Consider the following 23,552-nt stretch of genomic DNA (forward strand, 5'->3'; position numbering starts at 1 on the left):
AAAGGGCCGGCAACGCCGGCCCGCCGGGATCCCCGCGAAGCCTTCGGTTAGGCGACCGCGTCGGCGCTTTGCCGCTGCAGCAGCGCGAGCAGCCGTGCGACCGTCGGGCGCAGCTGGCGACGGTCGACGATCATGTCGAGCGCGCCCTTCTCGAGCAGGAACTCGCTGCGCTGGAAGCCCTCGGGCAGCTTCTCGCGCACCGTGTTCTCGATCACGCGCGGGCCGGCGAAGCCGATCAGCGCCTTCGGCTCGGCGATCACGACGTCGCCGACGAACGCAAAGCTCGCCGACACGCCGCCCATCGTCGGGTCGGTCAGCACCGCGATGTACGGCAGCTTCGCCTTCGCGAGCCGCGTCAGCGCGGCGTTGGTCTTGGCCATCTGCATCAGGCTCAGCAGGCCCTCCTGCATGCGCGCGCCGCCGGTGGCGGTGAAGCAGACGAACGGCACCTTCTGTTCGATCGCGGTGTTGACGCCGCGCACGAAGCGCTCGCCGACGACCGAGCCCATCGAGCCACCCATGAAGTCGAACTCGAAGCACGCCGCCACCAGCGGCACGCTCATCACGGCGCCGCCCATCACGACGAGGGCGTCGGTCTCGCCGGTGGCCTCGAGCGCGTCCTTCAGCCGGTCGGGGTACTTCTTGCTGTCCTTGAACTTCAGCGCGTCGACCGGCAGCACCTCCTGGCCGATCTCGTAACGCCCCTCGGCGTCGAGGAAGGCGTCGAGCCGCGCGCGCGCGCCGATGCGGTGGTGGTGGTTGCACTTCGGACAGACGTTGAGGTTGCGCTCGAGGTCCGTCTTGTAGAGCACGGACTCGCACGACGGGCACTTGATCCACAGCCCCTCGGGCACCGAGCGGCGCTCGGCCGGGTCGGTGGGCTGGATCTTCGGCGGCAACAGTTTCTCGAGCCAGCTCATGCGGGACGTCCTTTCACAGTGAGTCGAGCGCCGCGCGGATCTCGGCGACGAAGCCGCGCGCAGCGTCGGCGACCCGCTCGCGCGGCGCGGCTTCGAGGATCTGCACCAGACGCGAGCCGATGACGACCGCGTCGGCGACGGCGCCGACGGCGCGCGCCGATTGTGCATCGCGGATGCCGAAGCCCACCCCCACCGGCACGCTCACGTGCGCGCGGATGCGCGGCAGCATCGCCGCCACCGATTCGGTGTCGAGGTGGCCGGCGCCGGTCACGCCCTTGAGCGACACGTAGTACACGTAGCCCCTGGCGATGCGGCCGACCTCGGCGATGCGCTCGTCGGTCGACGTCGGCGCGAGCAGGAAGATCGGGTCGAGCCCGTGCGCCTTGAGCGTCGCGGCGAAGGCCTGCGCCTCCTCGGGCGGGTAGTCGACGACGAGCACGCCGTCGACGCCGGCAGCCTTCGCGTCGGCGACGAAGCGGTCGATGCCGTAGCGCTCGATCGGGTTGGCGTAGCCCATCAGCACGAGGGGCGTGACCTGGTCGCGCTCGCGGAACGCGCGCACGTAGCCGAGCACCTGGCTCATGCCGATGCCGTGCGCGAGCGCGCGCTCGGCCGCCTTCTGGATCACCGGGCCGTCGGCCATCGGGTCGGAGAACGGCACGCCGAGTTCGATCACGTCGGCACCGGCGTCGGCGAGCGCGTGCAGCACCTCGACGGTCGCGTCGGGGTACGGGTCGCCGGCGGTGACGAACGGGATCAGCGCCTTGCGGCCCTGCCCCTTCAGGCGCTCGAAGGTGGACGCGATGCGCTGGCTCATTGCTTGACCTGCTGGCCGCGGCACGACGGCCGGCAGTAGAACTCGGCGCCCGACAGGTCGGCGACGGTGCCGATGTCCTTGTCGCCGCGCCCCGACAGGTTCACGAGCAGCGCCTGGTCGGTGCGCATCTGCGGCGCGAGCTGCATCGCGTAGGCGACGGCGTGGCTCGACTCGAGCGCCGGGATGATGCCCTCGGTGCGGCACAGGCGGTGGAACGCCGCGAGCGCCTCGGCGTCGGTGACGCCGACGTACTCGGCGCGGCCGATGTCTTTCAGGTACGCGTGCTCGGGGCCGACGCCGGGGTAGTCGAGGCCGGCGCTGATGCTGTGCGTCTCGGTGATCTGGCCGTTGGCGTCCTGCAGCAGGTAGGTGCGGTTGCCGTGCAGTACGCCCGGCGTGCCGGCCGACAGGCTCGCCGCGTGCTTGCCGGTGGCCAGGCCCTGCCCGGCGGCCTCGACGCCGATCAGCCGCACGCCTTCGTGTGGGATGTACGGGTAGAAGATGCCCATCGCGTTGCTGCCGCCGCCGACGCAGGCGATCACGGCGTCGGGCTGGCGGCCGATCAGCTCGGGCATCTGCGCGAGGCACTCGTCGCCGATGACGCGCTGGAAGTCGCGCACCATCATCGGGTACGGGTGCGGGCCGGCGACGGTGCCGATGATGTAGAACGTGTTCTCGACGTTCGTGACCCAGTCGCGCAGCGCCTCGTTGAGCGCGTCCTTCAGCGTCTTGCTCCCCGACTCGACCGGCACGACCTTCGCGCCGAGCAGGTGCATGCGGTAGACGTTGGGGCTCTGGCGCTTGACGTCCTCGGCGCCCATGTAGACGACGCACTCCATGCCGTAGCGCGCGCAGACGGTCGCCGTGGCCACGCCGTGCTGGCCGGCGCCGGTCTCGGCGATCACGCGCGGCTTGCCCATGCGGCGGGCGAGCAGCGCCTGGCCGATCGTGTTGTTGACCTTGTGCGCGCCGGTGTGGTTGAGGTCCTCGCGCTTGAGGTAGATCTGCGCACCGCCGAGCTCGCGGCTCAGGCGCGCGGCGTGATAGACCGGGCTCGGCCGGCCGACGAAGTGCTTCAGCTCGCTCCTGAACTCGGCGACGAACTCGGGGTCGGCGCGGTACTTCGCGTAGGCGGCCTTCAGCTCGTCGAGCGCGTGGATCAGCGTTTCGGCGACGAAGGTGCCGCCGTAGGGTCCGAAGTGCCCGCGCGCGTCGGGCTGGTCGTAACTCAACATCTCGGGTGTTCTCGGGTCGCGGCGGCGAGGCGCTCGTCGGCCTCGCGCACCGCCTGGCAGAACCGGCGCATCAGCGCGGCATCCTTGATGCCCTTGCCGCTCTCGACGCCGGAGCTCACGTCAACGGCCCAAGGCCGCACGCGCAGCACGCCATCGGTCACGTTGGCAGGATTCAACCCACCAGACAAAACGACCGGACAGGGCACGCCGGGGGGAATCGAGGACCAATCGAACACCTTTCCGCCGCCGCCGTAGCCGTCGACGTGGGCGTCGAGCAGCAGGCCGCTGGCGCTCGGGAAACGAGCCGCGAAGTCTAGCAAATCGAACCCCGGCGCCATGCGTGCCGCGCGCAGGTACGGCCGCGCAGGCGCCTCGCAGTCGGTGCGCGTCTCGTCGCCGTGGAACTGCAGCAGCGCGTGCGGCACGGCGGCCAGCGCGGCGGCGATCTCGCCCGCACTCGCGTTGACGAACAGCAGCACCGGCGTCACGAACGGGGGCAGCCGGCGCGCCAAGGCCCCGGCGCGCGCGGCGTCGATGGCGCGCGGACTCTTCGGGTAGAGCACGAACCCGACCGCGTCGGCCCCAGCGTCGACGGCGGCATCGACGTCGGCCTCGCGCGTCAGGCCGCAGATCTTGATGCGGGTGCGGCGCGGCGCTGCCGCCGCTTCAGGGGATCCAGTCGAACGCGGGCACGGCGGCGGGCAGTCCATGCCGCGCATCGTAGTACGGGCCGACGAAGTACAGCCCGTCGGGCGCGAAGGTGGGCGCGGCGACCTCGCGCCGGCGCGATGCGAGCACGTCGCCGATCCACGCCGGCGGGTGCCGCCCCTGCCCGACCGCGACGAGGCAGCCCATGATGTTGCGCACCATGTGGTGCAGGAACGCGCTGGCGTCGAAGTCGAAGCGCCAGTAGGCGCCGCGGCGGGTGATCGTGATCGCGCGCAACTCCTTGACCGGGCTCGCCGCCTGGCACGCCGCGGCGCGGAACGCGCTGAAGTCGTGCGTGCCGACGAGCAGCGCCGCGGCAGCGCGCATCGCGTCGCCGTCGAGCGGCCGGAACACCCAGCCGGCCAGGCCCGCCTCGAGCGCCGGGCGCACCGGCGACTCGAGCACGAGGTAGGCGTAGCGGCGGCCGCGCGCGCTGTTGCGCGCGTGGAAGTCGGCGCCGACCGGCTGGCACCACTGCACCGCGATGTCGGGCGGCAGGAAGCGGTTCGTGCCACGCACCCACGAGAACGGCTCGCGCTCGACCGGCGCGTCGACGTGGACGACCTGGTTCAGCGCGTGCACACCGGCATCGGTGCGCCCGGCGCACACGGTGGTGACGGGCGCGTCGGCGAACGCCGACAGCGCCTGTTCCAAGTGGTCCTGGACGGTGCGGCCGTCGGGCTGGCTCTGCCAGCCGTGGTAGGCGCTGCCGCGGTACGAGATGCCGAGCGCGAGGCGCTGCGTCATGCTCGGCCTCCCCGACGCGCCACCATCGTCAAGCGCAAAGCCCTGCGCGGGCAGGGCTTGCGGTCCTGGCTGGCCCCGGCCCGGGCGCTTGCAGGCCCCGGGCGTTCGCCAGGCGCGAAGCCCTGCGCAGGCAGGGCTTCTGGTCCTGGCTCACCCCAGTGTGTCGAGCATGGCCTGGGCGCGGGCCTTCAGCGCTTCGCCGCCCTTGGCCACGACTTCCTCGAGCAGGTCGCGCGCGCCTTCGATGTCACCGATCTGGCGGAACTCGTCGGCCAGTTCGAGCTTGCGCTGCATCGGGTCCGCGGGCATCTCGTCGGCCGGCGGCAGGTCGAGCGGCTCACCGCCCTTGATGCTGCCGAAGTCGAGCATCGGCGGCTCGACGGCCGCAGGCGCCGCGGCAGACGCCGACGGCGTTGGTGCCGCGGGCACGTCGAGGTCGAGCGACAGGCCATCGAGGTTGAACGCCAGCGGCGCCGCCGGTGCGGCAGCCGGCTGCGAACGCGGCGTCTCGGGCTCCACTGGCAGTTCGAAGTCGAGCTGTGAATCGCCACCGACCTGGCTGGGGGCCTGCACCATCGGCTGCGTGGTTTCCATCAGCGGCACCGGGGCCGACACGATGTCGTGGGGCGCAGGCTCGCCGAGGTCGAGGTCGAGGTCGAGGTCCATCGCCGGCAGCGGCTCGAGCGGCTGGCGCGAGTCGGGGCCCGACGGCACCGGCAGCACCGACTGCGGCATCGTCGTCGCCCCGAGCGCGGCGACGGCACGCTCGGCGCCGGCGACGCCGGCCGCCGGCTGGCCGCCCGCCTGGTACAGCGGATTCTCGGGGTCGATCTGGCGCCCGAGCTCCTGCGCCTTCAGCCAGTCCTCGCCCTCGCCGTGCGTGAGGCCGTACAGCTGCGTGGCCAGCGCCTCGAAGCCCTTGGCGTCGCGCCGCTTGGCGTAGACCTCGAGCAGCTTGGTGCGGATCGCGAGCCGGTCGGGGTTCGCGCGCATCGCCTCCTTCAGGATCTCCTCGGCCTGCAGGTCGCGCCCGTAGGCGAGATACACGTCGGCCTCGGCGACCGGGTCGACGTCGCCGATCGCGTCGAGCTGGCTGAGGCCATACGTCGACGACGTCGACGTGCCGTCACCGGTCGTCGACTGGCGCGTGTCGACGCGCGCACCGCCGGTCGCGCCGAAGAACGAATCGTGCGCGCTGCGGCTCTCGAGGAACGAGGTCTCGCTGCTCTCGGCCGGCACCTTGCGGCGCAGGCGGTAGATGCCCAGGCCGCCCAGCAGCGCGACGAGCACGCCCGCACCCGGCAGCACGAGCGGGTTGTCGAGCAGCGTGGTGACGAAGTCGGGCTCGGCCGCCGGCGGCGGGGGTGCCGGGCGGGCCGGACGCGGCGCCGGCGGCGTGGCCGGCACCGCCGGGGCGAGCACCGGCGCCGACGCCGCGGCAGGCGCCGACGCCGGCGCGGCGGCGACGGGTGCGGGGGCCGACGCCGCGGCAGCGGGGTCCGATGCGGCAGCCGGTGCAGGCGCCGACGCGGCAGGCGCCTGCGCCGCGGGCCGCGCGGCCTGCTGCAGGCGCTCGAGTTCTTCGACGTTGCGGCGCAGTTCGGCCACGCGCGTCGACGTGTCGCGCTGCTCGGCCTCGCGCGAGACGCGGGCTTCGGGCGCGCTCGGCTGCACCGCCCCCTGCGACAGCTTGAGCCGGTCCTCGGCGGCGGCGGTGGGGGTGCGGTCCTCGACCCGGGCCTGCACGCGGCCGGCGGCGCGCTGCCCCGGCTCGTCGGTGCCGACCTTCGGCGCGATGCCCGCCAGACGCTGACGGTAGGCGTTGAAGTCGTCGCTTTGCGCCCGGATCGTGCGCAGTGCCTCGTCGCGCGAGACCTGCGACGCGAAGTCGGCGCCAGGCACCGACAGCACGGCGCCTGCGCGCAGCAGGTTCATGTTGTTCTGGATGAAGGCCTGCGGGTTGGCGCGGTACAGCGACACCAGCATCTGCTCGAGCGACACACCGCCGGTGGCGTGACGTTGCGCGATCGCGCTGAGCGTGTCGCCCGCACGCACCGTGACCTGGCCTGCCGGCTCGGCCTGCGCGGTGGGACGCGCCGCAGCGGGAGGCTCGGGCGCCGCCGCTGCGGGACGGCGCGCCGGCGCGGCGGGTGCAGGCGGCGCGGCGGCGGGTGCCGGTGCAGCGGCCACCGGCGCTGCGGGCTGCGCCGACGGCGCGACGGGCGACGTCGCGGCAGGCGCCGTGGCCTGCACCGGCGGTGCCGGCATCACGCGCGGCGGGTCGAGCAGCAGCGTGTACTCGCGCACCAGGCGGCCGCTGGCCCACGTCATCTCGAGGATGACGTCGACGAACGGCTCCTGCACCGGGCGGTCGCTCGTCAGCCGCAACACCGCGCGGCCGTCGGGACGGCGCACCAGCGTCGCGCGCGTGCTAGGCAGCACCGCGTTGTAGTCGAGGCCGGCGGCGCGGTACGACTCGGGCGGCGCGACGCGCACCTGCAGCGACGCCGCCTCGTCGGGCGTCAGGCTGGTGACGTCGATCTCCGCGCGCAGCGTCTCGCCCAGCGCCGATTGCACCTGCAGCCGCCCCAGCCCGAGCGCCCACGACCCGGAGGCCAGGACGCACAAGGCTGCCGCCGCCACGCTCTTCAGGGCGAAACGCCCTGTCTTGACAGGACTGACGTTCAAAGCCTCTCCCAACGTGTCTGTGCGGACCGTCGAGGGTCCGCCGGCGCCCAGTCTAGTCCCCGGGCGGCCATTGTCGATCGGCCGAAACCGCCGCGAAATCAAGCATATCGGCGATGAGCCTCAGCCAAAGTCGCGTTTCGGCCTGTATTTGTCACGTTTCTCGTGGCCGAACGCCCGTCGCGCCGCCCCTTGCGGCGCCCTGTGCGCCCCGTCAGGCCTCCAGCAGGATGCGCAGCATGCGCCGCAGCGGCTCGGCCGCCCCCCACAGCAGCTGGTCGCCGATCGTAAATGCGCCGACGTATTCTGGCCCCATCGCGAGCTTGCGGATGCGCCCGACGGGGATCGTCATCGTGCCGGTCACCGCCACCGGGGTCAGGTGCTGCAGCGTGGCCTCGCGCGTGTTGGGCACCACCTTCACCCACTCGTTGTCGGCGGCGATCATCGCCTCGAGGTCGGCGACCGGCACGTCCTTCTTCAGCTTGAAGGTCAGCGCCTGCGAGTGGCAGCGCATCGCACCGACGCGCACGCAGAAGCCGTCGACCGGCACCGCCGGGGTGCCGAAGCCCTCGCCCTGGCCGAGGATCTTGTTCGTCTCGGCCATGCCCTTCCATTCCTCGCGGCTGACACCGTTGCCGAGGTCCTTGTCGATCCACGGGATCAGCGAGCCGCCCAGCGGCACGCCGAAGTTGGCCGTCTCGTCGGCCGTCATCGCCTTCTGGCGCGCCAGCACCCGGCGGTCGATCTCGAGGATCGCGCTGGCCGGGTCGTCGAGCAGCGCCTTGACCTCGGCGTGGAGCGTGCCGAATTGCGCGAGCAGCTCGCGCATGTGCTGCGCGCCGCCGCCGCTGGCGGCCTGGTACGTCATCGTGCTCATCCATTCGACGAGCCCGGCCTTGTACAGCGCGCCGACGCCCATCAGCATGCAGCTGACGGTGCAGTTGCCGCCGATCCAGTTGCGCCCGCCCTTCGCGAGCGCGTTCCGGATCACCGGCAGGTTGACCGGGTCGAGGACGATGACGGCGTCGTCCTTCATCCGCAGCGTGCTCGCCGCGTCGATCCAGTGGCCGTTCCAGCCGGCGGCGCGCAGTTTCGGGAACACTTCGCTCGTGTAGTCGCCGCCCTGGCAGGTGACGACGATGTCGCAGCGCTTGAGCGCGTCGATGTCGTGCGCGTCGCGCAGCGTCGTCTCGTTCTTGGCCATCGCCGGCGCGGCGCCGCCGGCGTTCGACGTCGAGAAGAACAGCGGCTCGATGAGGTCGAAGTCGCGCTCGGCGCGCATGCGCTCCATCAACACGGAGCCGACCATGCCGCGCCAGCCGACGATGCCGACCAGCGGTGCTTGCGAAGTAGCCATCTCAGTCTTGCCTTTCCAGTGTGATCCGGACCCCTCGGTGCTCCGGCTCGCATCGCCGGGGTCCAGGAGGTGGGGGCGAGACGATCCGAGAGCGGCTAGCTCTTCGTAATGGTTTTGCCGGTGATCGCCGCGACCACGGCGTCACCCATCTCGCGCGTGCCGACCCGCGTCGTGCCCTCGCTCCAGATGTCGCCGGTGCGCAAGCCCGCGGCGAGCACGGCCTGCACCGCCCGCTCGATGCGGTCGGCGGCTTCGGGCTGGGCGAGCGAGTAGCGAAGCATCATGGCGGCGGACAGAATTGTAGCCAGCGGGTTCGCAACACCCTTGCCGGCAATGTCGGGCGCGCTGCCGTGGCTGGGCTCGTACAGCCCCTTGTTGTTCGCATCCAACGACGCGGAGGGCAGCATGCCGATCGAGCCGGTCAGCATCGCCGCCTCGTCCGACAGGATGTCGCCGAACATGTTGCCGGTGACGATGACGTCGAACGCCTTGGGCGCCTTGACGAGCTGCATCGCCGCGTTGTCGACGTACATGTGCTCGAGCTGCACGTCGGGGTACTGCGCGTGGACCTCGGTGACGACGTCCTTCCAGAACTGGAACGTCTCGAGCACGTTGGCCTTGTCGACGCTCGTCACCTTCTTCCCGCGCTTCCTCGCCGCCTGGAACGCGACGTGTGCGATGCGCTCGATCTCGGGGCGGCTGTAGCGCATCGTGTCGAACGCCTCGGGCGCGCCGGCGAACGCGCCGTCGGGCGCGGTGCGGCGCCCGCGCGGCTGGCCGAAGTAGATGTCGCCGGTCAGCTCGCGCACGATCAGGATGTCGAGCCCGGCGACGAGCTCGGGCTTCAGGCTCGACGCATGCGTCAGCTGCGGGTAGCAGATCGCCGGGCGCAGGTTGGCGAACAGACCCAGGTGCTTGCGCAGTCCGAGGATCGCCTGCTCGGGGCGCAGGGGGCGCTCGAGCTTGTCGTACTTCCAGTCACCGACGGCGCCGAACAGCACGGCATCGGCGGCCTGCGCGAGCTTGAGCGTCGACTCGGGCAGCGGGTGTCCATGCGCCTCGTAGGCGGCGCCGCCCACCGGCGCGGTCTCCATCTCGAGCGGCAGCTCGAGCGCGCGCAGCACGCGGACCGCCTCGGCGACGATTTCGGGACCGATGCCGTCACCGGGCAGGATCGCGATCTTCATCGGGTGTCCTTTCAGCCGACCAGGCGGTTGGCGAGCCACGGCATCTTCGCGAGCCGCTCGGCTTCGAAGGCGCGGATCTCGTCGGCGTGGCGCAGCGTCAGGCCGATGTCGTCCCAGCCGTTGAGCAGGCACTGCTTGCGAAACGGCTGCACGTCGAACGGCCACGCGGTGCCGTCGGGCTTGACGACGACCTGCCGCGGCAGGTCGATCGTCAGCGTGTAGCCGGGGAACGCCGCGACCTCGTCGAACAGCTGCGAGACCTGCGACTCGGGCAGCACGATCGGCAGCAGCCCGTTCTTGAAGCAGTTGTTGAAGAAAATGTCGGCGAAGCTCGGCGCGATCAGCGCGCGAAAGCCGTATTGCTGGATCGCCCACGGCGCGTGCTCGCGGCTCGAGCCGCAGCCGAAGTTCTTGCGCGCGAGCAGGATCGACGCGCCCTGGTAGCGCGGCTGGTTGAGCACGAAGTCCGGGTTCGGCTTGCGCGTGGCCGGGTCCTGCCCCGGCTCGCCGCGGTCGAGGTAGCGCCACTCGTCGAACAGGTTCGGGCCGAAGCCCGAGCGCTTGATCGACTTGAGGAACTGCTTCGGGATGATCGCGTCGGTGTCGACGTTCTCGCGGTCGATCGGGGCCACGAGCCCCTGGTGCACGGTGAAAGGTTCCACGCCGTCCCTTACTTCTTCTTCGCCGCTTCTTCGATCTTGTCGCCGGCGCGCGAGAGGTCCTTGCCCAGGCCCTCGATCGTGTTGCAGGCGCTCAGCCCGATGACGGCCGCCAGCGCGGCCAGCGTGATCCACAGCTTGCTCATCGTCGTCCTTTCGTTCAGGCGATGCGGCGCACGTCGACGAAGTGCCCGGCCAGCGCCGCCGCGGCGGCCATCGCCGGGCTGACGAGGTGGGTGCGGCCGCCCGCGCCCTGACGGCCCTCGAAGTTGCGGTTGCTCGTGCTCGCGCAGCGCTCGCCGGGCTCGAGGCGGTCGGCGTTCATCGCCAGGCACATGCTGCAGCCGGGCTCGCGCCACTCGAAGCCAGCCGCCTTGAACACCTCGTGCAGGCCCTCGCGCTCGGCCTGCGCCTTGACCTGGCCCGAGCCGGGCACGACCATCGCGAGCTTGACGTTCGGCGCGATGCGCCCGCCGACCTTGCGCACGACGGCGGCGGCGTCGCGCAGGTCCTCGATGCGGCTGTTGGTGCACGAGCCGATGAACACCTTGTCGATGCGGATGTCGGCGATCGGCTTGTTCGGCTCGAGCCCCATGTAGCGCAGCGCGGCTTCGATCGCGTTGCGCTTGTTGGCGTCCTTCTCCTTGTCGGGATCGGGCACGCGGTCCTCGATCGAGACGACCATCTCGGGGCTCGTGCCCCACGTGACCTGCGGGCGGATCTGGCTCGCGTCGAGTTCGACGACGGCATCCCACTTCGCGCCCGGGTCCGAGTGCAGCGTGCGCCAGTAGGCGACGGCCTGCTCCCACTCGACGCCGGTCGGCGCAAACGGGCGCCCCTTGACGTAGTCGATCGTCTTGTCGTCGACCGCGACGAGCCCGGCGCGCGCGCCGGCCTCGATCGCCATGTTGCACACCGTCATGCGCCCTTCCATGCTGAGCGCGCGGATCGCCGAGCCGGCGAACTCGATCGTGTAGCCGGTGCCGCCGGCAGTGCCGATCTTGCCGATGATCGCGAGCACGATGTCCTTCGCGGTGCAGCCGCGCGGCAGCGTGCCCTCGACCTTCACGAGCATGTTCTTCGCCTTCTTCGCGAGCAGCGTCTGCGTGGCCAGCACGTGCTCGACCTCGCTCGTGCCGATGCCGTGCGCGAGCGCGCCGAACGCGCCGTGCGTGCTGGTGTGGCTGTCGCCGCACACGACCGTCATGCCCGGCAGCGTCGCGCCGATCTCGGGGCCGATCACGTGCACGATGCCCTGCCGCTTGTCGAGGAACGGGAAGTACGCCGCGGCGCCGAAGGCCTTGATGTTCGCGTCGAGCGTGACGATCTGCTGCCGGCTGATCGGGTCGGCGATGCCGTCGTAGCCGCGCTCCCAGCCGGTGGTCGGCGTGTTGTGGTCGGCGGTGGCGACAATCGAGCTCACGCGCCACGGCTTGCGCCCCGCGAGGCGCAGCCCCTCGAACGCCTGCGGGCTCGTGACCTCGTGCACGAGGTGGCGGTCGATGTAGAGGATGGCGGTGCCGTCGTCCTCGGTGCGGACGACGTGTTCGTCCCAGAGCTTGTCGTACAGCGTGCGCGCGATCGTCATGGCCGGGTTCCTCGAACCGCGTATTGTCGCAGCACGGCCGACGCGGCGCAGCGGCGCCGACAATCGCGCCATCGCAACCGCGGGAGACGCAGGCATGGACTTCGAACACCAGGTGGTGGTGGCGACCGGCGCGGCCGGCCACCTCGGGCGCGCGGTGGCGCGCCACTTCGCGGCGCGCGGCGCACGCCTCGTCCTCGTCGACGTCGACCGCCCGCGGCTCGCGCAGGCGCACGGCGCCGAGCACGACCGCTTGCTGTTCGCCCCGGCCGACCTGCGCGACGCCGCGCAGGCCGCCGCGGTGGTGCAGGCGGCGCTGGCACGGTTCGGCCGCATCGACGTGCTCGCCAACGTGGCCGGCGGCTTCCGCATGGGCGAAGCGGTGCACGAGACGAGCGACGAGACGTGGACCCTGCTGTTCGACCTCAACGCGCGCACGCTGCTGAACATGTGCCGCGCCGCCGTGCCGCCGATGCTCGCTGCCGGCCGCGGGGCGATCGTCAACGTCGGCGCGTACGGCGCGCTGCGCGGCGGCGCGCTGATGGGCGCGTACGCGGCGTCGAAGGCGAGCGTGATCCGGTTGACCGAGTCGATGTCGGCCGAGTTGCGCGAGCGCGGCGTGCGCGTCAACTGCGTGCTGCCGACGATCCTCGACACGCCCGACAACCGCGCCGCGATGCCCGACGCCGACTTCTCGCGCTGGGTCGCGCCCGACGCGCTGGCCGACGTGATCGGCTTCCTCGCGAGCGACGCCGCGCGCGCGGTGCACGGCGCGGCGGTGCCCGTCACCGGACTGGTCTGATCAGCCCAGCGCGGCGATCACGTCCGGCGGCGCCTGCACCAGCTCGATCAGCACGCCCTCGCCGCCGAGCGGGAACTCGTCGTTGCCCTTCGGGTGCACGAAGCAGATGTCGTGGCCGGCGGCGCCCTTGCGGATGCCGCCGGGCGCGAAGCGCACGCCGCGCGCTGTCATCCACGCGACGGCCTTCGGCAGGTCGTCGACCCACAGGCCGACGTGGTTCAGCGGCGTCGTGTGCACCGCGGGCTTCTTGTCGGGGTCGAGCGGCTGCATCAGGTCGACCTCGACCGCGGTCGGCCCGCGGCCGAGCGCGCAGATGTCCTCGTCGACGTTCTCGCGCTCGCTGACGAACGTGCTCCTGACCTCGAGCCCGAGCACGTCGACCCACAGCGCCTTCAGGCGCTGCTTGTCGGGGCCGCCGATCGCGATCTGCTGGATGCCGAGGATGCGAAACGGACGCGCGTCGTGGCTGCTGCTCATGCGAACCTCATGATCGGCTGGTCGACGGCCAGGCTCTCGCCCTTGCTGGCGAGCAGCTCGGCGACGGTGCCGTCCTGCGCGGCGGTCAGGATGTTCTCCATCTTCATCGCCTCGATCGTCGCCAGCCGCTGGCCGGCCTGCACCGTCTGGCCCGGCTGCACCGCGATGTCGACGAGCAGCCCCGGCATCGGCGAGAGCAGGAACTTGCTCATGTCGGGCGGCGGCTTGTGCGGCATCAGCCGCAGCAGCTCGGCCGCGTGCGGCAGCAGCACCATCGCGTCGATCGCGCGGCCGTTGTGCGAGATCTTGAGCCACAGCCCGTGGCGCTCGACCTGCGCCGTGAACGGCTGGCCGTTGCAGGTACCGCGTGCGCGGATGTCGCGGAAGGTCCAGTCCTTGGCGATGACGTAGGTCTTGCCGCCCACCGCCACGCGAATCGCGCCGTCGGCCACGTGGACCTCGGCGGGGTGGTACGCGTGCTCGCCGCCCTCGCCCTTGACGACGACGACGTAGGCGTGGCCGATCTTCAGCGTGTGGCCCGGCAGCTGGCCGCTGATCATCGCCGCGCGCTTGCGGTAGGTGCGGTGGACGGCCGCAGCGAGTGCAACGAGGAAGTCGGGGTCGTCGTGCGGCACGTCCTCGGCACGGAAGCCCTGCGGGTAATGCTGCGCGATGAAGCCGGTGTCGAAGTCGCCGGCGACGAACTTCGGGTGCGCGAGCAGCGCGGCCTGGAACGGGATGTTGCTCGCGATGCCGCGGATCACGAACGCGTTGAGCGCGTCGCGCATCTTTGCGATCGCGTCGTCGCGGTCGAGGCCGTGCACGATCAGCTTGGCGATCATCGAGTCGTAGTGCATCGGGATCTCGCCGCCCTCGTAGACGCCGGTGTCGACGCGCACGCCGCCGCCTTCGGGCACCGGCAGCGCGGCCTCCATCGTCGTCGGCGGAGGCTGGTAGCGCACCAGCCGCCCGGTCGAGGGCAGGAAGCCGCGGAACGGGTCCTCGGCGTTGATGCGGCACTCGATCGCCCAGCCGCGGCGGCGCACGTCGTCCTGCCCGAAGCCGAGCTTCTCGCCGGCGGCCACGCGGATCATCTGCTCGACGAGGTCGAGCCCGGTGATGCACTCGGTGACCGGGTGCTCGACCTGCAGCCGCGTGTTCATCTCGAGGAAGTAGAAGCTCTGGTCGCGGCCGACGACGAACTCGACCGTGCCCGCGCTCTGGTACTTCACCGCCTTCGCGAGCGCGACGGCCTGCTCGCCCATCGCCTTGCGCGTCGCGTCGCTGATGAAGGGGCTCGGTGCCTCCTCGATCACCTTCTGGTGGCGGCGCTGGATGCTGCACTCGCGCTCCCACAGGTAGACGACGTTGCCGTGCGCGTCGCCGAGCACCTGGATCTCGATGTGGCGCGGGCCCTCGACGAACTTCTCGATGAACACGCGGTCGTCGCCGAAGCTGGCCTTGGCCTCGTTGCGGCACGACGCGAAGCCGTCGAAGGCCTCCTGGTCGTTGAACGCCACGCGCAGGCCCTTGCCGCCGCCGCCGGCGCTGGCCTTGATCATCACCGGGTAGCCGATGTCGCGCGCGATCCGCACCGCCTGCTCGGGCGTGTCGATCGCGTCGTTCCAGCCCGGGATCGTGCTGACGCCGGCCTCCCGCGCCAGCTTCTTCGACGCGATCTTGTCGCCCATCGCGGCGATCGAGTAGTGCTTCGGGCCGATGAAGACGATGCCCTCCTCCTCGACGCGGCGCGCGAACTCCTCGTTCTCGGAGAGGAACCCGTAGCCCGGGTGCACCGCCTGCGCGCCGGTGGCCTTGCACGCCGCGATGATCTTGTCCATCGCGAGGTACGACTCGCGGCTCGGCGCCGCGCCGATGAACACCGACTCGTCGGCGAGTTCGACGTGGCGCGCGTCGCGGTCGGCCTCGGAGTAGACGGCCACCGTCGCGATGCCCATCTTCTTCGCCGTCTTGATCACGCGGCAGGCGATTTCCCCGCGGTTGGCGATCAGGATCTTCTTGAACATCACCGTCTCCGCGCTCACAGGGGGATGTTCCCGTGCTTGCGCCACGGGTTCTCGAGCTTCTTGTCGCGCAGCATCACGAGCGAGCGGCAGATGCGCTTGCGCGTCTCGTGCGGCTGGATCACGTCGTCGATGTAGCCGCGCGCGCCGGCGACGAAGGGGTTCGCGAAGCGCGCCTTGTACTCGGCCTCGCGCGCCGCGAGCTTGACCGGGTCGGCCTTGTCCTCGCGGAAGATGATCTCGACCGCCCCCTTGGCGCCCATCACGGCAATCTCGGCGTTCGGCCACGCGAAGTTGACGTCGCCCCGCAGGTGCTTCGAGCTCATGACGTCGTAGGCGCCGCCGTAGGCCTTGCGCGTGATCACCGTGACCTTGGGCACGGTGGCCTCGGCGTAGGCGTACAGCAGCTTGGCACCGTGCTTGATGATGCCGCCGTACTCCTGCGCGGTGCCGGGCATGAAACCGGGGACGTCGACGAAGGTGACGACGGGGATGTTGAACGCGTCGCAGAAGCGCACGAAGCGCGCCGCCTTGATGCTGCTCTTGATGTCGAGGCAGCCGGCCAGCACCATCGGGTTGTTGGCGACGATGCCCACCGTGTGCCCCTCGAGACGGCCGAAGCCGACGACGATGTTCTTCGCGTGGTCGGGCTGGATCTCGAAGAAGTCGTGGTCGTCGAGCACCTTGACGATCAGTTCCTTGATGTCGTACGGCTTGTTCGGGTTGTCGGGCACCAGCGTGTCGAGGCTGTGGTCGAGCCGGTCGGCCGGGTCGCCGCTGGCGCGCACCGGCGGCTTCTCGCGGTTGTTCAGCGGAAGGTAGTTGAAGAAGCGCCGCAGCATCAGGATCGCCTCGACGTCGTTGTCGAACGCGAGGTCCGCGACGCCGCTCTTGGTCGTGTGCGTCGTCGCGCCGCCGAGCTGTTCGGCGGTCACCTCCTCGTGCGTCACCGTCTTCACGACGTCGGGACCGGTCACGAACATGTACGAGCTGTCGCGGACCATGAAGATGAAGTCGGTCATCGCCGGTGAGTACACCGCGCCGCCCGCACACGGGCCCATGATCAGGCTGATCTGCGGGATCACGCCCGAGGCCATCACGTTGCGCTGGAACACCTCGGCGTAGCCGCCGAGCGACGCGACGCCCTCCTGGATGCGCGCGCCGCCCGAGTCGTTGAGCCCGATCACCGGGGCGCCGACCTTCATCGCCTGGTCCATCACCTTGCAGATCTTCTCGGCGTGCGCTTCGCTGAGCGCGCCGCCGAAGACGGTGAAGTCCTGGCTGAAGACGAACACGAGGCGGCCATTGATCATCCCGTAGCCGGTGACGACGCCGTCGCCGGGGATCTTCTGGTCGGCCATGCCGAAGTCGGCGCAGCGGTGCTCGACGAACATGTCCCACTCCTCGAACGTGCCTTCGTCGAGCAGCAGCGACAGGCGCTCGCGCGCGGTCAGCTTGCCCTTGGCATGCTGCGCGTCGATGCGCTTCTGGCCTCCGCCCAGGCGCGCGGCGGCGCGCTTGCGTTCGAGTTGTTCGATGATGTCGTGCATGGACGCGTCTCCGCGGGGTGATGTCGTGAAGGTCAGTGGAACAGGTCGAGCAGGCGCCGCGCGGCCACCGACGCGGCGACGCGGCCGGCACGCACGTCGGCCGTCGCGCCGGGCAGCGCGGCGGCGACGGCCGGGTGCTGGCGGAAGCGCTCCTTCAGCCCGGCGTCGATGCGCTCCCACAGCCAGGCCACCGTCTGCTGCTCGCGGCGCTGCGCCAGGCGCCCGCTGGCGGTCTGCAGCGCGCGAAACTGCGTGACGGCATCCCAGAACTCGGCCAGCCCCTGGCCTTTGAGCGCACTGAGCTGCAGCACGCGCGGGTGCCACACGGCGGCGTCGTGGTGCGCGTGGTCCGGGTGGCCGTGCAGGCCGAACAGTCGCAGCGCCGACGTGATCTGCGCGCGCGCGCGCGTGGCCGCCGCCTCGTCGAGGTCGGCCTTGTTGATGACGACGAGGTCGGCGAGCTCCATCACGCCCTTCTTGATCGCCTGCAGGTCGTCGCCGGCGTTGGGCAGCTGCAGCAGCACGAACATGTCGGTCATGCCGGCCACCGCGGTCTCGCTCTGGCCGACGCCCACCGTCTCGACGATCACGACGTCGAAGCCGGCGGCCTCGAGCACCAGCATCGCCTCGCGCGTCTTCTCGGCCACGCCGCCGAGCGTGCCGGCCGAAGGGCTCGGGCGGATGTAGGCGCGCTCGTCGCGCGACAGGTGCTCCATGCGCGTCTTGTCGCCGAGGATCGAGCCGCCCGACACGCTCGACGACGGGTCGACGGCGAGCACGGCGACACGGTGCCCGCGCGCGATCAGGAACAGGCCCAGCGCCTCGATGAACGTGCTCTTGCCGACGCCGGGCACGCCCGAGATGCCCAGCCGCAGCGCGCCGCCGGCGCGCGGCAGCAGCGCGTCGAGCAGCGCGTCGGCGCGCTCGCGGTGGTCGGCGCGCGTCGACTCGAGCAGCGTGATCGCCTTGGCGATCGCACGCCGCTGCGCGGGACCGGTGCCGCCGACGATGGCGTCGACGAGCTGCTGGTCGGCGTCGAGCATCGTCGGCCCGTCAGCGCGCGTCGACGCTTTCGCGGATGCGCTCGAGCACGTCCTTGGCACTGACCGGGATCGGCGTGCCGGGGCCGTAGATGCCCTTGACGCCGGCGGCGTAGAGGAACTCGTAGTCCTGCTGAGGAATCACGCCGCCGACGAAGACGACGATGTCGTCGCCGCCTTGCTTCTTCAGCTCCTCGATGATCGCCGGCACCAGCGTCTTGTGCCCGGCGGCGAGCGTGCTGACGCCGACCGCGTGCACGTCGTTCTCGATCGCCTGGCGCGCGCACTCCTCGGGGGTCTGGAACAGCGCGCCGATGTCGACGTCGAAGCCGAGGTCGGCGAACGCGGTGGCGACCACCTTGGCGCCGCGGTCGTGGCCGTCCTGGCCGAGTTTGGCGATCATCACGCGCGGGCGGCGGCCGTGGTCCTTCGCGAACTGCGCGATCTCGGCCTTGAGCCGGTCCCAGCCCTCGGCGCTGTCGTAGGCCGCGGCGTACACGCCGGTCACCTTCTGGATGTCGGCACGGTGGCGGCCGAAGACCTGTTCGAGGGCATCGCTGACTTCTCCGACGGTGGCACGTGCGCGCATCGCCTGGATGCTGAGGTCGAGCAGGTTACCGCGACCGCTGGCCGCGCACTCGGTCAGCGCGGCGAGCGCGGCGCGGACCCTGGCGCCGTCGCGCGTGGCCTTGATGCGCGCGAGCCGCGCGATCTGCTGCTCGCGCACCTTGTGGTTGTCGACTTCGAGGATCTCGACCGGTTCCTCCTTCGGCAGCCGGTACTTGTTGACGCCGACGATGACGTCCTTGCCGCTGTCGATGCGCGCCTGCTTCTCGGCGGCGCTGGCCTCGATCTTGAGCTTGGCCCAGCCGCTGTCGACGGCCTTCGTCATGCCACCCATCGCGTCGACCTCCTCGATGATCGCCCACGCCTTGTCGGCCATCTGCTGCGTGAGCGTCTCCATCATGTAGCTGCCGGCCCACGGGTCGATCACGTTCGTGATGTGCGTCTCCTCCTGCAGGATCAGCTGCGTGTTGCGCGCGATGCGCGCGCTGAACTCGGTGGGCAGCGCGATCGCCTCGTCGAAGCTGTTGGTGTGCAGCGACTGCGTGCCGCCGAACACCGCGGCCATCGCCTCGATCGTCGTGCGCACGATGTTGTTGTACGGATCCTGTTCCGTCAGGCTCCAGCCCGAGGTCTGGCAGTGCGTGCGCAGCATCAGGCTCTTCGGGTTCTTCGCGCCGAACTGCTTCATGATGCGGCACCACAGCAGGCGCGCGGCGCGCATCTTGGCGATCTCGAGGTAGAAGTTCATCCCGATCGCCCAGAAGAACGACAGGCGCCCGGCGAACTCGTCGACGTCCAGACCCTTGGCGAGCGCCGTCTTCACGTACTCCTTGCCGTCGGCGAGCGTGAACGCGAGCTCGAGCGCCTGGTTGGCCCCCGCCTCCTGCATGTGGTAGCCGGAGATGCTGATCGAGTTGAACCGCGGCATGTGCTTGGCGGTGTACTCGATGATGTCGCCGACGATGCGCATCGACGGCTGCGGCGGGTAGATGTAGGTGTTGCGGACCATGAACTCCTTGAGGATGTCGTTCTGGATGGTCCCCGAGAGCTGGTCCTGCGCGACGCCCTGCTCCTCGGCGGCGACGACGTAGCCGGCGAGCACCGGCAGCACGGCGCCGTTCATCGTCATGCTCACGCTGACCTTGTCGAGCGGGATGCCGTCGAACAGGATCTTCATGTCCTCGACGCTGTCGACCGCCACGCCCGCCTTGCCGACGTCGCCGGTCACGCGCGGGTGGTCGCTGTCGTAGCCGCGGTGCGTCGCGAGGTCGAACGCGACGCTGACGCCCTGCGCGCCGGCGGCCAAGGCCTTGCGGTAGAACGCGTTGCTGTCCTCGGCGGTCGAGAAGCCGGCGTACTGGCGGATCGTCCACGGCCGCACCGCGTACATCGTCGCCTGCGGGCCGCGCACGAAGGGCTCGAAGCCGGGCAGCGTGTCGGTGTACGGCAGCCCCTGCAGGTCCGCCGCCGTGTACAGCGGCTTGACGACGAGGCCCTCGGGCGTGACCCAGTTCAGCGCGGCGACGTCGCCACCCGGTGCCGACTTCGCGGCCGCGCGCAGCCACTGCTCGAGCGTGGCGGGCGTGAAGACGGAGCCGGCGGCATCGGACGGGGTCATGCGGTTCTCCTCGACGGGCAGGCGCCGCTCGAGACGGCGCGCACGGTGCTCGGGCCGGCGGGTGCGCTGCGCGGCGGCGCGGTTGCCGGTTTCGTAAAATTATGCATAATTATGAATTCAACGCCAACGCCAATCTGACCTCACCCGCCGCCGTGTCCGCCGCCGACGCCTTGCCCACCGCGCGTCCCTTCGTGCGGCGCGCCTTGTACGAAGACGTGGCCGAGCGCCTGCGGCAGCAGATCTTCGCCCGCGAGCTGCCACCGGGCCGCTGGATCGACGAACAGAAGCTCGCCGCCGAGTACGGCATCAGCCGCACGCCGCTGCGCGAGGCGCTGAAAGTGCTCGCCGTCGAGGGCCTGGTGACGATGAAGCTCGGCCGCGGCGCGTACGTCACGGAGATGAGCCGCGACGACGTCGCGCAGGTCTACCACGTGCTCGCGCTGCTCGAAAGCGACGCGGCGGCCGCCGTCGCGCGCGGCGCCGACGACGCGCAGCGCGCGCGCCTGCAGCAGCTGCACGAGCAGCTCGAGCACGACGTGCAGCAGCGCGACGCCTTCTTCGCCACCAACGAGCGCTGGCACCGCGCGCTGCTCGAGATCGCCGGCAACCGCTGGAGCCAGCAGGTGGTGGCCGATCTGCGCAAGGTCATGAAGCTCAGCCGCCACCACTCGCTGTTCAAGCAGGGCCGGCTGGCCGACTCGCTGGCCGAGCACCGCGCGATCATGGCGGCGATCGCGGCGCGCGACGCCGAGGCTGCCGCGCGGCTGATGCGGGCGCACTTCGACAGCGGCTTCGAGGCCGCGGCCGGCTGAGGGCCGAGGGGGCGCCCGAAAAAGCAATCGCCCCGCGCACGGCGGGGCGATCGTCAGCGGGCGCGCGGCGCCGTCAGGACTTCAGCTGCGCCTCGAGTTCCTTGCACGACGGCGCGCACACCGTCTGCGAGCGGCCGAGCAGCTTGCGCGTCTTCAGCATCGAGCGCGGACGGTGCTTGCCGCACAGGAAGCACGACATCGTGCCGGCACCGAACGCGCCGGCCACCGAAAACGGCGAGCCGGGCGCCTTGGACTTGTAGCGCAAGCCGTCGGGTTCCACCAGGGTCTTGATCTCGTCTTTGGCCATTCGTTGCTCCGAGAGCGGCAGGGATACGAACCTGCGTCAGCCGTAAGGATACTGTATATACCCTCAGCTTGCTGGCACGGGGTCAATCGGGGGCCGACCGGCGGGCGGCTCAGCCGCGCTCGGCAATCGGCTTGACCTGGCGCGGCGCCGAGCCGACGAACAGCTGGCGCGGACGGCCGATCTTGTACTCGGGGTCGCCGATCATCTCGTTGAGCTGGGCGATCCAGCCCACGGTGCGCGCGAGCGCGAAGATCGCCGTGAACAGGCTCACCGGGATGCCGATCGCGCGCTGCACGATGCCCGAATAGAAGTCGACGTTCGGGTACAGCTTGCGTGCGACGAAGTACTCGTCCTCGAGCGCGATCTTCTCGAGCGCCATCGCCAGCTTGAACAGCGGGTCGTTCTCGAGCCCGAGCTCGCCGAGCACCTCGTGGCAGGTCTCGCGCATCAGCTTGGCGCGCGGGTCGTAGTTCTTGTAGACGCGGTGGCCGAAGCCCATCAGCCGCACGCTCGAGTTCTTGTCCTTGACCTGCTTGATGAACTCGCCGATCTTCTCGACGCCACCGTTGCGCTGGATGTCCTCGAGCATGTTCAGCGCCGCCTCGTTGGCGCCGCCGTGCGCCGGGCCCCACAGGCAAGCCACGCCCGCGGCGATGGCCGCGAACGGGTTGGTGCCCGAGCTGCCGCACAGGCGCACGGTCGACGTGCTGGCGTTCTGCTCGTGGTCGGCGTGCAGGATGAAGATGCGGTCGAGGGCGCGCACGAGCACGTCGTTGGGTTCGTACTCCTCGCACGGCGTCGCGAACATCATGCGCATGAAGTTCGCGGTGTAGCTCAGCGAGTTCTTCGGGTAGATGTACGGCTGGCCGATCGAGTACTTGTAGGCCATCGCCACCAGCGTCGGCATCTTCGCGATCAGGCGGTGCGCGGCGATCTCGCGGTGCTTCGGGTTGTGGACGTCGGTGCTGTCGTGATAGAAGGCCGACATCGCGCCGACCAGGCCGGTCATCACCGCCATCGGGTGCGCGTCGCGGCGGAAGCCGCGCAGGAAGAACTGCATCTGCTCGTTGACCATCGTGTGGTTGGTGATGGTCTTCGAGAACTTCGCGCGCTGCTCGACGGTGGGCAGCTCGCCGTACAGCAGCAGGTAGCACACCTCGAGGAAGTCGCACTGCGTGGCGAGCTGCTCGATCGGGTAGCCGCGGTACAGCAGCTCGCCCTTGTCGCCGTCGATGTAGGTGATGGCCGACTGGCAGGACGCGGTCGACAGGAAACCCGGGTCGTAGGTGAACTTGCCCGTCTGCGCGTACAGCTTGCGGATGTCGATCACGTCGGGGCCGATCGTGCCCTTGTAGATCGGCAGCTCCATGCTCGGGCTGCCGTCGGAGAACGACAGGGTGGCTTTCACGTCGGAGGGCGTCATCGCAAATTCCTTTCGTCAGTCGTCGGTCGGGCGCGGGCGCCGCATCAGCGCCAGCACCTCGTGCACTTCGGGCCGGTCGAGCTCACCGTGCGGCTCGGTGCGCGCGAGCAGCAGGTCGAGCAGGTCGTTGTCCGGCAGGTCCATCAGCGCGGCGAGCCCCGCGGCCTGCCTTGTCGTGATGGTCTCCTCGTGCTCGCGGAAGAAGCGCTCGACGAACAGGTCGTTCTCGAGCAGACCGCGGCGGCAGCGCCACTTCAGGCGGCCGAGTTCGCGGGCGTCGAGCAAGGCGTCCATCGTCGCGCCGTGTCAGACGGCCCGGCGGACCATCAGCTCCTTGATCTTGCCGATCGCCTTCGTCGGGTTGAGGCCCTTCGGGCAGACGTCGACGCAGTTCATGATCGTGTGGCAGCGGAACAGCCGGTACGGGTCCTCGAGGTTGTCGAGCCGCTCGGCGGTGGCCTGGTCGCGGCTGTCGGCGATGAAGCGGTAGGCCTGCAGCAGCCCGGCCGGGCCGACGAACTTGTCGGGGTTCCACCAGAAGCTCGGGCAGCTCGTGCTGCAGCTCGCGCACAGGATGCACTCGTACAGGCCGTTGAGCTCCTCGCGCTCCTCGGGCGACTGCAGCCGCTCCTTCTCGGGCGGCGGCGTGTCGTTGACGAGGTACGGCTTGATCGAGTGGTACTGCTTGAAGAACTGCGTCATGTCGACGATCAGATCGCGGATCACGGGCAGCCCGGGCAGCGGCTTGAGGACGATGGTGTCGGGCAGCGTGCGCAGGTTGGTCAGGCACGCCAGGCCGTTCTTGCCGTTGATGTTCATCGCGTCGGACCCGCACACGCCCTCGCGGCACGAGCGGCGGAAGCTCAGCGTCGGGTCGATCGACTTGAGCTTCATCAGCGCGTCGAGCAGCATGCGCTCGCTGCCATCGAGTTCGACCTGCAGCGTCTGCATGTACGGCTTGGCGTCCTTGTCGGGGTCGTAGCGGTAGATCTGGAACGTGCGCTGGGCCATGACTTCGATTCCTTGCGCGGG

At 70.4% G+C, this 23,552-nt stretch carries 22 protein-coding genes; 2 read left to right on the forward strand and 20 right to left on the reverse strand.

Annotated elements, in window-relative coordinates; translation table 11 throughout:
• Positions 1–47: 47 nt before the first annotated feature.
• The 11 genes from accD to leuC all read right to left on the reverse strand — a co-directional run bounded on the left by accD (position 48) and on the right by leuC (position 11,897).
• Positions 48–920 (reverse strand): acetyl-CoA carboxylase, carboxyltransferase subunit beta, encoded by an 873-nt coding sequence (gene accD / locus DRV96_RS01190; RefSeq protein WP_119286774.1) that lies wholly within the window; start codon positions 918–920, stop codon positions 48–50.
• Between the two features lie 13 nt (positions 921–933).
• Positions 934–1,737: a tryptophan synthase subunit alpha gene (trpA, locus tag DRV96_RS01195; RefSeq protein WP_119286776.1), complete on the reverse strand. Its 804-nt coding sequence runs from the start codon at positions 1,735–1,737 to the stop codon at positions 934–936.
• On the reverse strand, positions 1,734–2,972 hold the full coding sequence (gene trpB / locus DRV96_RS01200) for a tryptophan synthase subunit beta (RefSeq protein ID WP_119286778.1): 1,239 nt from the start codon (positions 2,970–2,972) through the stop codon (positions 1,734–1,736). The genes trpA and trpB overlap by 4 nt, the downstream gene beginning before the upstream one ends.
• Complete coding sequence (locus DRV96_RS01205) at positions 2,966–3,682, reverse strand: phosphoribosylanthranilate isomerase (RefSeq protein ID WP_119286781.1); 717 nt, start codon at positions 3,680–3,682, stop codon at positions 2,966–2,968. Before DRV96_RS01205 ends, trpB begins: the two co-directional genes overlap by 7 nt.
• Positions 3,639–4,427 (reverse strand): tRNA pseudouridine(38-40) synthase TruA, encoded by a 789-nt coding sequence (truA, locus tag DRV96_RS01210; RefSeq protein ID WP_119286783.1) that lies wholly within the window; start codon positions 4,425–4,427, stop codon positions 3,639–3,641. Before truA ends, DRV96_RS01205 begins: the two co-directional genes overlap by 44 nt.
• 150 nt (positions 4,428–4,577) lie before the next feature.
• On the reverse strand, positions 4,578–7,055 hold the full coding sequence (locus DRV96_RS01215; protein ID WP_235823234.1) for a motility hub landmark protein FimV: 2,478 nt from the start codon (positions 7,053–7,055) through the stop codon (positions 4,578–4,580).
• A 271-nt stretch (positions 7,056–7,326) separates the two neighbouring features.
• Complete coding sequence (asd, locus tag DRV96_RS01220; RefSeq protein ID WP_119286786.1) at positions 7,327–8,469, reverse strand: aspartate-semialdehyde dehydrogenase; 1,143 nt, start codon at positions 8,467–8,469, stop codon at positions 7,327–7,329.
• Positions 8,470–8,564: 95 nt separating this feature from the next.
• The gene (gene leuB, locus DRV96_RS01225; RefSeq protein ID WP_119286789.1) at positions 8,565–9,656 is read right to left on the reverse strand and encodes a 3-isopropylmalate dehydrogenase; all 1,092 of its coding nucleotides are present in this window, start codon (positions 9,654–9,656) and stop codon (positions 8,565–8,567) included.
• 11 nt (positions 9,657–9,667) lie between these two features.
• Positions 9,668–10,318, reverse strand: a complete 651-nt coding sequence (gene leuD / locus DRV96_RS01230) for a 3-isopropylmalate dehydratase small subunit (protein WP_119286791.1) — start codon at positions 10,316–10,318, stop codon at positions 9,668–9,670.
• An 8-nt stretch (positions 10,319–10,326) separates the two neighbouring features.
• Positions 10,327–10,461: an entericidin A/B family lipoprotein gene (locus tag DRV96_RS01235; RefSeq protein ID WP_119286792.1), complete on the reverse strand. Its 135-nt coding sequence runs from the start codon at positions 10,459–10,461 to the stop codon at positions 10,327–10,329.
• A gap of 14 nt (positions 10,462–10,475) precedes the next feature.
• Positions 10,476–11,897, reverse strand: a complete 1,422-nt coding sequence (gene leuC / locus DRV96_RS01240; protein ID WP_119286926.1) for a 3-isopropylmalate dehydratase large subunit — start codon at positions 11,895–11,897, stop codon at positions 10,476–10,478.
• Between the two features lie 100 nt (positions 11,898–11,997).
• Between leuC and DRV96_RS01245 the strand changes: the two genes are divergently transcribed.
• Positions 11,998–12,702 carry an SDR family NAD(P)-dependent oxidoreductase gene (locus DRV96_RS01245; protein WP_119286793.1) on the forward strand — a complete coding sequence of 235 codons (705 nt, stop codon included), beginning with the start codon at positions 11,998–12,000 and terminating at the stop codon, positions 12,700–12,702.
• Here the strand turns inward: DRV96_RS01245 and DRV96_RS01250 are convergent, their stop codons facing one another.
• The 5 genes from DRV96_RS01250 to scpA are packed head-to-tail and all read right to left on the reverse strand — an operon-like array spanning position 12,703 to position 19,978.
• On the reverse strand, positions 12,703–13,179 hold the full coding sequence (locus tag DRV96_RS01250) for a VOC family protein (protein WP_119286795.1): 477 nt from the start codon (positions 13,177–13,179) through the stop codon (positions 12,703–12,705). It lies immediately after the preceding gene.
• The gene (gene accC / locus DRV96_RS01255) at positions 13,176–15,206 is read right to left on the reverse strand and encodes an acetyl-CoA carboxylase biotin carboxylase subunit (protein WP_119286928.1); all 2,031 of its coding nucleotides are present in this window, start codon (positions 15,204–15,206) and stop codon (positions 13,176–13,178) included. The genes DRV96_RS01250 and accC overlap by 4 nt, the downstream gene beginning before the upstream one ends.
• Before the next feature lie 14 nt (positions 15,207–15,220).
• Entirely contained in the window at positions 15,221–16,753 is a 1,533-nt protein-coding gene (locus DRV96_RS01260; RefSeq protein ID WP_119286797.1) for an acyl-CoA carboxylase subunit beta, read from the reverse strand.
• Between the two features lie 32 nt (positions 16,754–16,785).
• On the reverse strand, positions 16,786–17,796 hold the full coding sequence (gene meaB, locus DRV96_RS01265) for a methylmalonyl Co-A mutase-associated GTPase MeaB (RefSeq protein WP_119286799.1): 1,011 nt from the start codon (positions 17,794–17,796) through the stop codon (positions 16,786–16,788).
• A 10-nt stretch (positions 17,797–17,806) separates the two neighbouring features.
• Positions 17,807–19,978, reverse strand: a complete 2,172-nt coding sequence (gene scpA / locus DRV96_RS01270; RefSeq protein ID WP_119286801.1) for a methylmalonyl-CoA mutase — start codon at positions 19,976–19,978, stop codon at positions 17,807–17,809.
• A gap of 101 nt (positions 19,979–20,079) precedes the next feature.
• Here scpA and DRV96_RS01275 point away from each other — a divergent pair, with 101 nt between their 5' ends.
• Positions 20,080–20,790: a GntR family transcriptional regulator gene (locus tag DRV96_RS01275; RefSeq protein WP_119286803.1), complete on the forward strand. Its 711-nt coding sequence runs from the start codon at positions 20,080–20,082 to the stop codon at positions 20,788–20,790.
• 73 nt (positions 20,791–20,863) lie between these two features.
• Here DRV96_RS01275 and DRV96_RS01280 read toward each other — a convergent pair whose 3' ends face one another.
• From DRV96_RS01280 to DRV96_RS01295, 4 genes are all read right to left on the reverse strand, one after another.
• A complete protein-coding gene (locus tag DRV96_RS01280) occupies positions 20,864–21,097 on the reverse strand; it encodes a hypothetical protein (RefSeq protein ID WP_119286805.1) in 234 nt (77 codons plus the stop codon).
• Between the two features lie 109 nt (positions 21,098–21,206).
• Positions 21,207–22,520 carry a citrate synthase gene (locus DRV96_RS01285; protein WP_119286807.1) on the reverse strand — a complete coding sequence of 438 codons (1,314 nt, stop codon included), beginning with the start codon at positions 22,518–22,520 and terminating at the stop codon, positions 21,207–21,209.
• 15 nt (positions 22,521–22,535) lie between these two features.
• The gene (locus DRV96_RS01290) at positions 22,536–22,814 is read right to left on the reverse strand and encodes an FAD assembly factor SdhE (RefSeq protein ID WP_119286809.1); all 279 of its coding nucleotides are present in this window, start codon (positions 22,812–22,814) and stop codon (positions 22,536–22,538) included.
• Between the two features lie 12 nt (positions 22,815–22,826).
• A complete protein-coding gene (locus tag DRV96_RS01295; protein WP_119286811.1) occupies positions 22,827–23,531 on the reverse strand; it encodes a succinate dehydrogenase iron-sulfur subunit in 705 nt (234 codons plus the stop codon).
• Positions 23,532–23,552 lie beyond the last annotated feature (21 nt).

Source organism: Azohydromonas sediminis, assembly GCF_003574675.1.
GTDB lineage: Bacteria > Pseudomonadota > Gammaproteobacteria > Burkholderiales > Burkholderiaceae_C > Calidifontimicrobium > Calidifontimicrobium sediminis.